A 13,852-nucleotide genomic window follows, 5' to 3' on the forward strand; every position below is an offset into this window, starting at 1 on the left:
GCCGCCGCCTCGGCGGCGCCGCGGCCCCAGCGGAACGGCGACACCGTCGGGTCGTCGCCGATCCAGAATCGCCACGGGAACGCGGCGGTCCCGGCGACGCCGGCCACACCGACGCGCGGACCCGACGTCGGCTCCACCGGTCGCTCCCGCAGCCACAGCTGGGCGCGGGCTCCGTGCAGCTCGGTCCCGCCGATCGCATCGATGCCGTCGTGCAGCGGATGCCGCAGTCCGACCGCCTGCCCGAGCCGCCCCGGTCCGCGCGCGAGGTCGCGCAGCGCCGTTCGGCTCAGTGGCGTGGCGACGCCACGGCGTCGCGCTGCGGCATCCGCTCCGAAGACCACCTCACCCGCGCGCAGCAGCACACCGCCCGCCTGCCCTTCCGGGCCGCAGACGACGTTGACGCAGGAGTGGATGCCGTGACTGAGGTACACGTACAGATGACCGGGCTCGCCCCACATCGTGGCGTTGCGTGCCGTGCGCCCCATCCGGGCATGCGAGCCGGGGTCCGGCTCCGGACCGGTTCCGTGCCCGTGATAGGCCTCGGTCTCCGTGATCCGCAGCCGCACCTCTTCGGCGACTCCGACAATCGTCACGACGGTGCGCAGCTCGCCGCCGAGCAACCGCGGCGCGACCTCGAGCGGGAGGCCGCTCAATTCGGCGCGGGTGGCGAGCCGAAGCGCACCGTCGCCCATCAGAACGCGATGCCCATCAGAAGGAGGTACCCATCAGAACCGCGGCGCCGTCTGGCACCAGGAAGGGTCGAATCCGGTGAGGGCGACGAGCTCCTTGCCCGAGGCGAGGTCGATGAGGTGGGTCTCGAGGTTCCGCGGAAGCGGAAGCAGCATGTTGTCGTAGGGGTTGTCGACGAGCTCCGGCGCGATCACGACGGCGGCGTACTGCCCGCTCGGCGAGGCGCACGCCTGCAGGATCGAGTCGTTGGATCCGACTTCGACGAGCGGTTCCGCCGCGCCCGCCTCATCCACCCGGATGATGGCCTGCCCCGTGGGCATCCCGACCTCGTCGCGGGCGACGACATGGCGCAGTGTTCCGCCGGGGAACGGGGTGATGGTCGTGGCCTTGCCGTAGTCGGGGTCGGATGCCGCGAGCGGCTGCTCCGAACCGTCGGCGAGGTTCAGCTCGACGACCGTTCCGTCGGTGCGCTCCACGATCGCCGTGTAGGTGCCGCGCGAGATCCCCTGGATCGTCGCGGCCAGCCCGAGCGACTGCACACCCGCATCGCCGGAGTGGTCGACGAGGGCGAGCGCGCCGTCGAAGTCGATGAACAGCACGGCGGCACTGTCCGGCACGAACTGCCAGGAGAAGATGCTCGCCTCCTTGTCGCCGACCTCGACGATCTGCGGCTCGTCGTCGCCGTTCAGGGACTGCGTCACCAGCACGCTGGCGCGACCGGAGGTGTCGCTGAGCTCGCGGTCGGAGTAGCTGTAGCCGACGAGCCCGCCGCGTTCGGACACCTGGATCGCGCCGACGAAACCCTCACCCGGAAGCGGCAGTTCGCGCTGGTTCTCGCCCTTGCGGTCCATCACCAGCAGTCGGGAGGTGTCGTCCTCACCGTCGGCGACCGAGACGACGAGCTGCGTCGACGTCGCCCGGAAGTCGTTGATGCGCTCATCGGAGAACACCGGCACCGCCTTCTCGCCCGAGAGGTCGGTGCGGAAGATCACATCCTGGTCCTTGCCGTTCGCGTCGCGCTGGAGCAGGTAGAGGCTGGATGCCGGGGTCGTGAACGTCGTCGTCAGATCGGCGCTCGGCCCGCCGCCGATCCCGATCGCGTCACTCACCGTCACCGTGTACTTCGTCGAGTCGTCCAGCGGAACCGTGAACCGGATGCCGACACCGCGGCCGGCGGCGTCGACGGTGAACGGCACGGCCGGCTCGACCGTCACCTGTGCGGGGTCGATGGCGGCGAGCGCCTGGTTCGCCGTGAGGATGACCCGGCTGCCGGAGGAGTCGATGGCCTCGGTCGCGTTGACCTGCGTGCCGGTCAACCGCGGCCCCTGCACGAGGCTCGCGAAGCCCAGGCCCGCGCCGACGAGCACCAGAACGCCGATGACGGCGGCGAGGGCGACCAGGAACCGGCGATTGGGACGGGATGCGGATGCGGATGCGGATGCGGATGCGGATGCGGGAGCGGATGCAGGAGCGGACACCGGCGGCTCATAGACCGCATCCGGTCCGGGGGCCGGTGCCGCTGCCGCGGGCTCGACCGGAGTCCGTTCGGGCCAGACATCGTCACTTTGTCGGCTCAGATCACGAATGTCGGTCGAAACCTCGGCGTTTCGACCGACGAGTGTACTTTCAGCCGACAAAGCGCCGGGGGCCGGGTCGGATGCCGCAACCGGAACTTCGGCAGGGGCATCGACCGGGACGTCGGGGCCGGATGCCGCGGCGGGCCCGTCGAGGGCAGCAGCACTGGGGGTCGACATGCCAGATGTCGGAACTTCCGGCGCAATCGGTCCGACATCTGGCGTGTCGGGCCCCGAAGTGACATCGGATGCGGCCGCGTCCGCCGCAGCCGCCGCCTCGCGCGCAGCGCGCATCTCGGCGCGGGTCCGCGGGACGGGCCGCTCCTCGTCAGTACTCATACGGGTCACCCGGCTCGTCGATCTCGACCACCGAGGTCGGCACGATGCGCAGCTCGCCGCCGTCATCCGCCTTCACCGTCCCGGTGACCTCCACCCACTGCCCGGTCGCGTATGCCCCGGGGTCGGCGCTGACCGACACCGCGGCCGGCTGGGCGTCGATGACGCAGTGCGTGATCACCATGCGGGTGAGCTGCACCTCGTCGGAGTTGGAACCGGCCGGCGTCACGAAACCGGTGAGGGTGACGGATGCTCCGTCATACGCCTCCGGCCGGGTCGCCGTCGCGAACACGCTCGCCCACTCCCCGACGCCGAACGTCGTGGTGTCGGCGACCCCGAGCGTGACGTCGTCCGCACCGGCGAACAGCGTGGTGGCCTCTCCGGCACGGGACATCGCGAGCTGGACCGAGAGCGAGGCGGGAGGAAGGAGAAGGGCTGCGGCGACGACTCCGGTCGCCACGACGCCGGCCGAGACGGCACCCGCACGGGCGAGGGTGCGACGCGGAGCGCCCGCGGGAGCATCCGCACCGTGGTCGTGACCGTGATCGCCCTCGCTGCCGATGGGGAGCGTGCACGACCAGATCGCCCCGGCCAGCGTCACGACCGCCGCCGTGCAGGCGAACCACACGGTCTCCGGGCTGATGTACAGCGTCAGCTGACCGGCGATGCCGAGCCCGAGGGTGACCACCGCGATGACGGCGGCGAGGCCGACCCCGAGCCAGCGGGCGGCGAGGGCCTGTGCGCGAGAAGGAGCGTGCTCAGACAAAGACGTTCACCCCGATCCCGATCGCGAACGCCGCGAGCACGACCACCCCGACGATGCCGCCGAGGGTGCGGGCGGTGAAGGTGGTGCGCATCAGCGCGAGCATCTTGATGTCGACGAGAGGGCCCACCAGCAGGAAGGCGATGAGCGCTCCCGAGGAGAACGTCGAGGCGAACGACAACGCGAAGAACGCGTCGACGTTGGAGCAGATGGCGACGGTCATCGCCAGGACCATCATCGCCACGATCGACAGCACCGGGTTCGAACCGATCGCGAGCAGGACGTCGCGCGGGATGAGCACCTGCACGGCTCCGGCCAGCGCCGACCCGATGACCAGGGCCGGCATGACCGCGCGCAGCTCGACGAGGAACTGCGTGAGGCTGCGCCGCACCGGCGTGCCGTGCTCGTGCGTCACCCGGTCGCAGGTGTCGATGAAGCGTTCGGTGAGGAGCGCGTTCGGCGAGGGGTGCCGGCTGTAGATCCATCCGATGAGGTTGGCGATGAGGTAGCCGCCGACGAGGCGGGCGACGAGGATGCCGCCGTCCCAGCCGAACGCCGCGTGCGTGGTGAGGATCACGATCGGGTTGACGATGGGCGCCGCGATCAGGAACGTCAGCGCCTCGGCGGGAGCGAGGCCGCGCATCATCAGGCCGCGGGCGAACGGCACGTTGCCGCACTCGCAGACCGGGATCAGCATCCCGAGCAGCGACAGCACGGCCCGGCGCGCCCACGCCCGCTTCGGCAGCCAGCGGTGGATGACGTCGGCCGGGAGCCATACCTGCACGACGATCGACAGGATGACCCCGAGGATCACGAACGGCAGGGCCTCGATGAGCACGCTCAGCGCGAGCGTCAGGCCGTCCTGCGCCCGCGTCGGCAGCGAGACGGTGAACAGCCTCGGCAGGAAGCGGTCGATGAGGAACAGCACGAGCAGGATGCCGGCACCGACTCCGGCGCCCACCCAGGCCGAACGCGGCGAGCGCGTCGTCTGGCGGGGGTGCCGTGACGGGGTGAGCACGCTCACGCGATCGGCGCTCCCGCGGCGTCGCGCTTCTTCGCGCACGGCGTGCACAGGCCGAAGATGTCGACGACGTGCGCCGCATCCGTGAAGCCGTGCAGCGCGGCGGTGCGATGCGCCCACTGCTCGACGTCCTTCGCCTCGATCTCGACGGTCAGACCGCAGGATCGGCAGATGAGGTGATGGTGATGCTCCTGGGTGGAGCAGGCGCGGTACAGCGCCTCACCCTCGGGGCTCTGCAGCGAGTCAGCGTCTCCGGAGGCGGCGAGACCGGCCAGCGCACGGTAGACGGTGGCGAGGCCGATGCCGGTGTTCTCGCCGCGAAGCGTCGCGTGAAGGCTCTGCGCGGACACGAATCCGCGCGCGCCGGAGAGTGCTTCCCGCACTCGTTCACGCTGCCAGGTGTTCCGCTGAGCCATACCGAGAGTCTAAACGGCGTGGCTTGCGCGCGGCTGGGAGGCGTTCATGGCGCCACGCGGCGCACGCGCGCCCGCGCCCGGTGCACCAGCCAGCACACGGCGTAGATGAGGAACGACAGCGTCGTGATGTACGGGCTGACCGGAAGGGTGCCGGCGAGCGCGAGCAGGATGCCGCCGACGGCGGAGACGAAGCCGAACAGGGCGGCGAGCAGCGGCACCGCCACCGGACCCGAGGTCACCCGCATCGCGGCGGCAGCCGGGGTCACCAGCAGCGCGAGCACGAGCAGCGCGCCGATGATGTGCACGCTGACCGCGACGATGAGGCCGAGCAGCACCATGAAAGCGAGGCTCACGAAGCGGGTGGGCACTCCGCGCGCGGCGGCGGACTCGGGATCGAGAGAGTCGAAACGCAGCGGGTTCCACATCAGCAGCAGGCCCAGCAGCACGACGATGCTGATGCCGAGGAGCCAGCCGAGGTCGGGGTTCGAGACCGACACGATCTGTCCGGTGAGCAGGCTGAATCGGTTCGCACTGCGGCCCTCGTAGAGCGAGAGGAACAGGATGCCGAGGCCCAGGCCGAACGGCATCAGCACGCCGACGATCGAGTTGCGGTCCCTGGCCTTGGCTCCGAGGATGCCGATGAGGATCGCGGCCACGAGGGCTCCGCCGATCGAGCCGGCGACCACGCTGCCGCCGAACAGCAGCGCCGCGGCGGCGCCGGCGAACGAGAGTTCACTCACGCCGTGCACCGCGAAGGCGAGGTCGCGCTGCATCACGAAGACGCCGATGAGCCCGCCGACGATGCCGAGCACGGCACCGGCCAGGATCGAGTTGGCGAGCAGCTCCACGAGGGCGCCGTAGTCCTGGAAGGAGAAGACGTCGCCCCAGTCGACGATGAGCCTCATGCGATCTCCCCGTGCTCGTGGTGCGGCTCCGCATCCGGCACACCCACCACGACCAGCCGGTCGCCCGCGCGGAGCACGAAGACGGGGGTTCCGTAGAGGTCGGTGAGCACGCGGCTCTGCAGGACCTCCTCCGGAGTCCCGAACACGAAGCGCCCGCCGGCGATGTAGAGGATGCGGTCGACGCGGCCGAGGATCGGATTGACGTCGTGGGTCACGAACAGCACGGCGGCGCCGCGCTCGCGACGCTCCCGGTCGATGATGTCGGTGATGCCGCGCTGATTGGCGAGGTCGAGGTTCGACAGCGGCTCGTCGCACAGCAGCAGGCTCGGTGCGTCGGCGAGCGCCTGGCCGACGCGCAGGCGCTGCTGCTCACCGCCGGAGAGGAGCCCCACCGGACGTTCGGCGTAGTGCGCTGCGCCGACTCCGTCGAGGAGGGCATCGACGCGCGCCCGATCGCCGCGATGAGGAACCGGGAACCCGAAGCGGGTGCCCTGCACGCCGAGTGCGACGACATCACGTGCGCGCATGCTGGTGTCCGGAGCCATCGGCCGCTGCTGCGGGATGTAGCCGATCCGAGGATTACCCCGCTGAACCTTCTCGCCGCCGACGAGGATCCGGCCGGCGGAGAGCGGCTGCAGGCCGAGGATGCTGCGCAGCAGCGTGGTCTTGCCGGAACCGGACGGACCGAGCACCGCTATGAACTCGCCGGGCTCGACGGTCAGGTCGAGTCCCGCCCAGAGTTCGTGGTTTCCACGGTGGAGAGCGGCCCCGGTGATCTGGAGGATCGGTGCCGGTTCGGAGGTGCGAGCGCGCGCGTCAGCGCCGCCGCTCACGAGTGGAGTGCGTCGGCGAGGTTCTGGATCGCATCGCGCATCCACTCAGAGTACGACGATCCGTCCTCGAGAAGTTCACTGAAGGCGACGACCGGGATGCCGGCCGCTTCGGCCGCATCCTCGACGCGCTCGGTCTCCGAGCCGCCGGTCTGCGCGTTGGTGAGCAGCACCTTCGCCTGCCCGTTCTCGATCACGGCGAGCGCCTCGAGCAGTGTGGCGGGTGCGACGTCCGCGCCCTCCTCGACCGCTTCGGCGAAGCCGGCCGGGGTGACGTCGGTGAGGCCGGCCGCGGCGGCGATGTAGCCCGGAAGCGGTTCGGTGATGAAGACGGGTGCGCCGGCCGCCTCGGTCTTGAGCGCATCGAGGTCGGCCTCGAAGCCCTCCAGATCGGCGACGATCTTCGCGGCGGACGCAGCGAAGTCGGCCTTGCCCGCGGGGTCGAGCTCGGTCAGCTCATCGGCGATCGCTCCGACGACATCGACCATCGTGTGCGGGTCGAACCAGACGTGCTCGTTGAACCCCTCGACGTGATCGTGACCCTCACCGGCGTGCTCTTCACCGGCATGCTCGTCCTCGGCGTGCTCTTCTTCGGCGTGCTCGTCCTCTGCGTGGGCGTCACCCTCGTGCGCGTCGGCCCCGGGGTACTCGTGCGAGTACTCGACGGCCGTGACGACTTCGGGGTCCGCCCCGTCGAGGAGCTCCTCGATGAATGAGTCGTAGCCGCCACCGTTCTCGATCACGAGTTCGGCCTTCTGCACGGCGAGGCGATCGCGGGCGCTGGACTCGTAGGAGTGCGGGTCCTGCGTCGCCGACGAGATGATCGAGGTCACCTCGACGCGATCGCCGCCGATCTGCTCGGCGAGCGAGCCGTACACGTTCGTGCTCGCGACGACCTGGATCTTCCCGTCGTCCGATCCGCCCGCAGCCGGTGCGCTGGAGCATCCGGCGAGCGCGAAGGCGGCGACGGATACGAGGGTGAGGGCGACGACGGGCTTGTGCATGTTCCCACTCTAAACACTAATGAGAACCATTATCAAACTGGCACAGGCCCCGGCATCATCCCCGGGTCCGGAGAAATCCCCGGGTCAGGAGGAATCGACGCGCATTCTCCTGAGCCGGGGATTTCCCCTGCGCGGGATGCGGCTCAGCCGACGAGCCCCGCCGGAGCGATCCAGGCCGTGGTCTCACCCGGAAGAACGCCGCCCTCGACCGCGGCAGTCGAGAGCACGATGCCGTCGACATCCGCACCGATCTCGAACGGTTCGGTGCCGAAGTTCGTCACGACCTGCCAGCCGTTGGGGCGCGCGAATCGCAGCACGTCATCGCGGCCCGTCTCGATCCACTCCAGGCGCTCATCCGTCTGCAGCCGATGCCGCAGGCGCAGAGCCTCCCGGTACAGCGACAGCGTCGATGTCGGGTCGGACGCCTCGGCATCCACTGCGTACTCGGCGAACCAGGCCGGCTGGGGCAGGTGGGCATCGCCGGATCCGAACCCGAAGGACGAGCCGGATGCCGTCCACGGCAGCGGCACCCGGCATCCGTCCCTGCCGAGGCCGTCGAACTCGCCGCCACGGAAGAAGGCGGGATCCTGTCGTTGTTCCGGCGTGATCTCGGCGACCTCGTGCAGCCCGAGCTCCTCGCCCTGGTAGAGGTAGGTGCTGCCGGGCAGGCCGAGCAGGAGCAGCGTCGCCGCGTGCGCCCTGCGCCGTCCGCCGTCGCGGTCGAGCCGGTCCTCGGGGCCACCGGCGGCCACCCATTCGGTGCCCTGCTTGACCGCACGTCCGTTCAGCGCCGGGAGTCCGTAGCGCGTGGCGTGCCGGGTGACGTCGTGGTTCGAGAGCACCCAGGTCGTCGACGACCCGCTCATCTGCGACTGCGCCAGATTCTCGGCGATGATCGAGCGGAACTGCGAGGCGTCGAAGTCCGCGACCAGCAGATCGAAGTTGAACGCCTGGCCGAGCCCCTCTGCCGAGGCGTACTTCGCCCGGCGCTCGGACGTGGAGACCCACGCCTCGGCGACGGCGGTGCGCGGCGGGTCGTACTCGTTGAAGACCCGCCGCCACTCGGCGTAGATCTCGTGCACGTCATCCCGGTCGATCAGCGGATGCTTGCCGTCCTGCGGGATGAGCTCGAGCTCGGCGCGCGACGGCAGCGGCTCGGTGAGATCCTTCGTCAGCATGTGCGCGACGTCGATGCGGAACCCGTCGACTCCGCGGTCGGACCAGAAGCGCAGGGTCGTCAGGAAGTCCTCTCGGACCTCCGGGTTGTCCCAGTTCAGGTCGGGCTGCTCGGTGGCGAAGTTGTGGAAGTACCACTGGCCGTCCTCGACGCGCTCCCAGGCGGGGCCGCCGAACACCGACTCCCAGTCGGTCGGCGGCAGCTCGCCGTTCTCGCCAGTGCCCTCACGGAAGATGTAGCGCTCGCGCGCCGCCGATCCGCGCCCGGCGGCGAGTGCCTCCTGGAACCACTCGTGCAGGTCGGAGGTGTGGTTGGGGACGATGTCGACCACGACACGGATGCCGCGGGCGTGGAGGGCTGTGACCATCGCGTCGAAGTCCTCCAGAGTTCCGAGCAGCGGATCGACGTCGCGGTAGTCGGCGACGTCGTATCCCCCGTCGGCGAGCGCGGACGGATAGAACGGGCTCAGCCACACGGCGTCGATGCCCAGGTCGGCGAGATAGTCGACGCGGGAGAGGATGCCGGGGATGTCGCCGACGCCGTCGCCGTTCGCGTCGGCGAAGCTCCGCGGGTAGATCTGGTAGACGGCGGCCTGCCGCCACCAGGTGGCGTCGGCCTTGCGGGTCTCGACGAGAAGCGCGTCGGTCATGAGGGGTACAGCTCCTTCTTGGGGTGGTTGGTCGGAGGTTCGAGAGGACGGGCGATTCAGCCCTTGACGGCGCCCTGAGTGACGCCTTCCATGACCCAGCGCTGCGTGAACAGGTAGGCCACGATGGCAGGCGCCATCGCCATCAGGTACGAGGCGAAGGACACATGGTAGTTGTTGCTGAACTGCGTCTGGAAGAGGTTCTGCCGCACGGGAAGCGTCTGCAGGGCCGGGTCGGAGATGATCAGCGAGGGCATCATGAAGTCGTTCCACGCGTAGAGGAACGCGAAGATCCCGACGGTGGCGCTCATCGGTGCGAGCAGCGGGAAGATCAGTCTCCAGAAGGTCTGCCAGGTCGTCGCACCGTCGATGCGAGCGCTCTCCTCCAGCTCCAGCGGGATCGACCGCAGGAATGCGGTGAACAGCAGCACGCTGAAGCTCATCTGGAACATCGTCGCGAGGATGATCACGCCCGCCGGGTTGTCCAGCCCGACCTGGCCGGTGAGCTGGATCTGCGGCAGCGCGACCACGGGGAACGGGATGAACATCGCGGCGAGCAGGTAGAAGAACGAGTACCGGAAGAGCCTCCGGTCCCAGTTGCGCACGATCGCGTAGGAGGCGAATGCCGCCAGCACGATCGTGGCGAAGACCGTGCCCGCGGTGACCAGCAGTGAGATCCCTGCACCGACCGGGAACTTCGTGAGGTTCCATGCCTGGACGAAGCCTTCGATGCTGAAGGGCGCGGGGAACGAGAAGGCGTTGCCGTCGACGGCCTGCGCCTGCGTCTTGAACGCCATCGAGAGCGTGACGTACAGCGGCAGGAGCACGGTGACCGCGCACAGGATCAGGATGATCGTTCCGGGCCAGTTCACCCGCTCCATCCTGATGCGGGGCTTGCGGCCGGCGGTGGTCACGGCCTGGGTGGTGAGCGTCTGCGTGGACATCAGAGTGCGTTCCTTCCGCGCGTCAGCGAGAGCTGGAGGAGGGAGATGATGATCGCGACGATGAAGAAGATCGTCGCGTTGGCCATCTGGTACGCGTAGTCGCCGCCGTTGAATCCGGCGATCACCGTCATCGAGATGCTGCGGGTCGCGGTTCCCGGCCCGCCGTTGGTGAGGCCGACGATGATGTCGTACGCGCCGAGGAATCCCTTGAAGCCGAGGATGACGTTGATCATGACGTACCCCGCCACCAGGGGCAGGGTGATGCGCGTGAGCTGCTGGAACTTGTTGGCGCCGTCGATGTCGGCGGCCTCGTACACCTCCCCGGGCACCGAGAGGAGCCCGGCGATGTAGATGAGGAGCGTTCCGGGAACGGCCTGCCAGGCGGTCACGATCACGATCGCGACCCAGGCGAGGTCGGGGTTCGCCAGCAGGCTGGTGGAAAGCCAGGGGATGCCGGTGACCGCGCCGGCCGCGGGCAGGGAGTTGGAGAACAGGAAGTTGAAGACGTACGCGATGATGATGCCCGAGATCACCATCGGGATCACGAAGATCGTGCGCAGGCCGGTCTTGAAGCGGATGCGCGAGGTCAGCCCGACGGCCAGCAGGAACGCCACGACGTTGACGGCGAGCACCGTGACGATCGAGAACCCGAATGTGAACAGGTAGCTCTGCAGGATCGCCGGGTCGCTGAACAGCGCGATGTAGTTGGTCAGCCCGTTGAAGCTCCAGTCGCCGATGCCGATCGAATCGGTGAAGCTGAAGAAGATACCCACGACCGCCGGCACGGTGATGGCGAGGGTGAACAGCACCAGGGTCGGCAGCAGGAACAGGTAGTAGATGGGCTCGACGCGCTTCGCGGGGCGGCGCAGCTGGCGCGGGCCGCCGGTCACGATGGTCGTTGTCGTGGTCATTTCGCGGACTCCTCTGTCGCGCTCGGGACGGGTGCGCGGAAGGCGACTCGGGCCCAGTCCGCATCCATGGTCCGCAGGGTGGCCACGGGGTCGGCGCCGAGAACGATCGCTTGCACGTAGTTGAAGACGGGGATGGTTTTCGGGACCAGCACCGAGGGGCCCTGGTACACCTGGGCGCTGTCGTAGTACTCGACCATCCCCTCGATCCGAGGATCGTCGGGTGCCGCGGCATCCTTCGTGGGAGTGAAGCCGAGCTGTGACGCGTTGTAGGCCTCGATGTTCTCCGGCTCGTAGAGGAACTCGAGGAAGTCGCGGGCAGCCTCCTGATGCCGCGAGCCCTCCGGGATCATCGCGGCGAGATCCATGTTGACGCGCACCGCGAGATCGGCCGGATCGTCGGTCATCGGCAGCGGGAAGGTGCCGAGCGGAAGGTCGGGCGCGGTCTTCGCGATCTCGCTGAACGCCCACGGGCCCTGCAGGTACATCGCGGCTTCGCCCTTCGAGAAGGCGAGGTTGCCGTCGCCGTAGCCACGGCTCGACGCATCCTCATTGACGTAGTTCTCGGTGAGCTGGAGCATCCGCTCGATGGGCTCGGCGAAGTCGTTCTGGAAGGACACCGCGGAATCCGGGCCGACGTCGGCGCCTTCCGCCGCCAGTTGCTCATAGAAGTCGATGACGTCGATCGAACCGCCCAGCGCGTAGTCGTACCAGCCCTGGCCGACCGTCCAGTCGTCCTTGAATGTCGCATAGAACGGCGTGATGCCCGCTGCCTTCAGCTGCTCGCACACGGCGATGAGCTCGTCCCAGGTCTGCGGGATCTCGAGGCCGTTGGCCGCGAAGATGTCCTTGTTGTAGATGACGGATGCCGCCATCACCGAGTACGGCAGGGCGCTGGTGCGCCCCTCGCACGAACCGTACTGATCCAGCAGCGGCTGCAGGTCCTCGCGGGTGCTGGCGGCGGCATCGGTGCCGGCGAGATCGGACAGTGTGCAGCGCTGCACGAACCGAGCGATCTCCATGTTGTAGTTGGCCAGCATGATGTCCGGCGGGTTGCCCCGCACGAAGCTCGCCGAGACGACGTCCACCCCGGAGGTGTCGATCTCGACGCGGACCTCGTCCTGCGAGGAGTTGTATTCGGCGACGAGCTCGGTCATGAACTCGATCGCCTCCCGCTTGCTGAACGTGAAGCGGATGGTCTCCCGATCCGATCCGGCGGCGCAGGCGGTGAGCGATGCGGCGAGCAGCCCGAGGGCGGTCGCGCCGGCGGCGAGCCGGATCGAGCGTGTGCGTTTCAGAGACACCGTTGTCCTTCCCAAGGTAGATTCATGGACTAAATCTAGTGAGCAAATCTACTGATGAAGGGTACTCTCTCATCTGAGGGAGAGCGAGGTCAAGAGCTGTGGCAGATGTTTCCGCAGACCTCGGCACCGGCCGCGCGAGTGTCGGTGCTGTTCTCGACTTCGCCTGGACCGCGGGAGAGTTCACCGCCACGGAGGCGATGGCGAGCACTTCGCTGACCCGATCGACGGCGATCGACGCCATCGACACGCTCGTCGGCGCCGAGGTGCTTCAAGAGCTGCCCAACGCTCGAGCCGCCGGCAGCTACCGCTCCGGTCGCCCGGCGCGGCGTTTCACGCTCTCGTCAGACATCGGCATCGTGATCGGCGTGGACGCCGGTGACACCCACCTCGCGGTGACGATCGCCGACCCGCTCGATCGCACCCTCGTGCACCACCGCACCGATCTGGACCCCTCCCAGTCGGCGGCCGAGCGACTCCAGACGATCATCGGGCAGTTGCAGCGCGCTCTCAATGAGACCGATCGATCCCGGAGCGACATCCTCGCGATGTGCATCGGCGTCGCTGCGCCCGTCGACCGCGACGGCGTCTCGCCGCCGCATCCGGACGGCTTCTGGGAGCGCACCAACCCCGGCCTCGCCGAGGCTCTGCGCGACTGGGCACCCGTCGTGGAGATCAAGAACGACGCGCAGCTCGCCGCGATCGCCGAGGGTTCGGCCGGAGCAGCGGTCGGATGCCGCGACTACGTGGCGCTTCTCTCCAGCGAGCGCTTCGGCGGGGGCGTCGTGGTCGACGGCCACGTGCTGCACGGCGCTCACGGCGGAGTCGGCGAGGGCGTCGTCTTCGATCACATCATCGGCGTCGGCTCGGCGTTCGGACTCCGGTACGCCCTGCAGGATCAGGTGCGCGCAGCCGTGGAGAGCGGCGAGATCGACCGCGGCAGCGCGATGGGCCGGCTCACCGACGCCCGCCGCATCGATCCCCGCGCGGTGCTCACCGCGGCCGCAGCGGGAGACCCGGGCGCCCTTCTCGTCGCCTCCCGCGTCGGCGAGACACTGGCCCGTGTCGTCGGCGTGCTCGGCAGCATGTACGACCCCGCACGCGTGATCGTCTGCGGCGCCGTAGCCGAGAGCATCGAACCCGTTCTCGCCGCCGCGCGTGTGATCCTGCCCGAGCAGCTGCACCTTCCGGCGCCTGAGCTGCTCGCTTCGACACTGGGGGGCGAGGTGGTGTCGCTCGGCGCCGTCGCCACCGCTCGCCGCGCGGCGAGGGAGCACGCCGTGCCACTGCTGGCGGAGCGGCGACTGAGCGCGCGGGCATAGGCCGCGGCATCCGCC

Annotated in this window: 13 protein-coding genes; 1 reads left to right on the forward strand and 12 read right to left on the reverse strand. The window is 69.0% G+C overall.

What is annotated here, in order from left to right:
• The 12 genes from CUR96_RS11670 to CUR96_RS11725 form a co-directional block, all read right to left on the reverse strand.
• Nucleotides 1–692 (reverse strand): DNA-3-methyladenine glycosylase (locus CUR96_RS11670; protein WP_102193485.1); only part of this gene is annotated, 692 nt, incomplete at its 3' end.
• A gap of 33 nt (nt 693–725) precedes the next feature.
• Entirely contained in the window at nt 726–2,444 is a 1,719-nt protein-coding gene (locus tag CUR96_RS11675; RefSeq protein ID WP_180969013.1) for an Ig-like domain-containing protein, read from the reverse strand.
• Between the two features lie 148 nt (nt 2,445–2,592).
• The gene (locus tag CUR96_RS11680; RefSeq protein ID WP_102193486.1) at nt 2,593–3,366 is read right to left on the reverse strand and encodes a TIGR03943 family putative permease subunit; all 774 of its coding nucleotides are present in this window, start codon (nt 3,364–3,366) and stop codon (nt 2,593–2,595) included.
• Nucleotides 3,359–4,381 carry a permease gene (locus CUR96_RS11685; protein ID WP_432612429.1) on the reverse strand — a complete coding sequence of 341 codons (1,023 nt, stop codon included), beginning with the start codon at nt 4,379–4,381 and terminating at the stop codon, nt 3,359–3,361. The genes CUR96_RS11680 and CUR96_RS11685 overlap by 8 nt, the downstream gene beginning before the upstream one ends.
• A gap of 2 nt (nt 4,382–4,383) precedes the next feature.
• Nucleotides 4,384–4,800: a Fur family transcriptional regulator gene (locus CUR96_RS11690; protein WP_102193487.1), complete on the reverse strand. Its 417-nt coding sequence runs from the start codon at nt 4,798–4,800 to the stop codon at nt 4,384–4,386.
• Between the two features lie 44 nt (nt 4,801–4,844).
• Entirely contained in the window at nt 4,845–5,705 is an 861-nt protein-coding gene (locus tag CUR96_RS11695) for a metal ABC transporter permease (RefSeq protein ID WP_102193488.1), read from the reverse strand.
• Nucleotides 5,702–6,538 carry a metal ABC transporter ATP-binding protein gene (locus CUR96_RS11700; protein WP_102193489.1) on the reverse strand — a complete coding sequence of 279 codons (837 nt, stop codon included), beginning with the start codon at nt 6,536–6,538 and terminating at the stop codon, nt 5,702–5,704. Before CUR96_RS11700 ends, CUR96_RS11695 begins: the two co-directional genes overlap by 4 nt.
• Nucleotides 6,535–7,539, reverse strand: coding sequence for a metal ABC transporter solute-binding protein, Zn/Mn family (locus CUR96_RS11705; RefSeq protein ID WP_102193490.1), 1,005 nt, complete (start codon nt 7,537–7,539; stop codon nt 6,535–6,537). The genes CUR96_RS11700 and CUR96_RS11705 overlap by 4 nt, the downstream gene beginning before the upstream one ends.
• A gap of 143 nt (nt 7,540–7,682) precedes the next feature.
• Nucleotides 7,683–9,365 (reverse strand): glycoside hydrolase family 13 protein, encoded by a 1,683-nt coding sequence (locus CUR96_RS11710; protein ID WP_102193491.1) that lies wholly within the window; start codon nt 9,363–9,365, stop codon nt 7,683–7,685.
• A 56-nt stretch (nt 9,366–9,421) separates the two neighbouring features.
• A complete protein-coding gene (locus tag CUR96_RS11715; RefSeq protein ID WP_102193492.1) occupies nt 9,422–10,306 on the reverse strand; it encodes a carbohydrate ABC transporter permease in 885 nt (294 codons plus the stop codon).
• Entirely contained in the window at nt 10,306–11,217 is a 912-nt protein-coding gene (locus CUR96_RS11720) for a carbohydrate ABC transporter permease (RefSeq protein WP_102193493.1), read from the reverse strand. The genes CUR96_RS11715 and CUR96_RS11720 overlap by 1 nt, the downstream gene beginning before the upstream one ends.
• A complete protein-coding gene (locus tag CUR96_RS11725) occupies nt 11,214–12,518 on the reverse strand; it encodes an ABC transporter substrate-binding protein (protein WP_180969014.1) in 1,305 nt (434 codons plus the stop codon). The genes CUR96_RS11720 and CUR96_RS11725 overlap by 4 nt, the downstream gene beginning before the upstream one ends.
• A 98-nt stretch (nt 12,519–12,616) precedes the next feature.
• On the opposite strand from CUR96_RS11725, the gene CUR96_RS11730 reads away from it, so the two are divergent.
• Nucleotides 12,617–13,837: an ROK family protein gene (locus CUR96_RS11730; RefSeq protein ID WP_102193494.1), complete on the forward strand. Its 1,221-nt coding sequence runs from the start codon at nt 12,617–12,619 to the stop codon at nt 13,835–13,837.
• Nucleotides 13,838–13,852 lie beyond the last annotated feature (15 nt).

The sequence above is a fragment of the Microbacterium aurantiacum genome, assembly GCF_002872075.1.
Taxonomy (GTDB): domain Bacteria; phylum Actinomycetota; class Actinomycetes; order Actinomycetales; family Microbacteriaceae; genus Microbacterium; species Microbacterium aurantiacum_A.

Coding starts and splice junctions, on each gene's coding strand:
- CUR96_RS11720 (WP_102193493.1), bottom strand. CDS start 11,217: ATGACCACGACAACGACCATCGTGACCGGCGGCCCGCGCCAGCTGCGC.
- CUR96_RS11690 (WP_102193487.1), bottom strand. CDS start 4,800: ATGGCTCAGCGGAACACCTGGCAGCGTGAACGAGTGCGGGAAGCACTC.
- CUR96_RS11695 (WP_102193488.1), bottom strand. CDS start 5,705: ATGAGGCTCATCGTCGACTGGGGCGACGTCTTCTCCTTCCAGGACTAC.
- CUR96_RS11715 (WP_102193492.1), bottom strand. CDS start 10,306: ATGTCCACGCAGACGCTCACCACCCAGGCCGTGACCACCGCCGGCCGC.
- CUR96_RS11705 (WP_102193490.1), bottom strand. CDS start 7,539: ATGCACAAGCCCGTCGTCGCCCTCACCCTCGTATCCGTCGCCGCCTTC.
- CUR96_RS11710 (WP_102193491.1), bottom strand. CDS start 9,365: ATGACCGACGCGCTTCTCGTCGAGACCCGCAAGGCCGACGCCACCTGG.
- CUR96_RS11675 (WP_180969013.1), bottom strand. CDS start 2,444: ATGTCGACCCCCAGTGCTGCTGCCCTCGACGGGCCCGCCGCGGCATCC.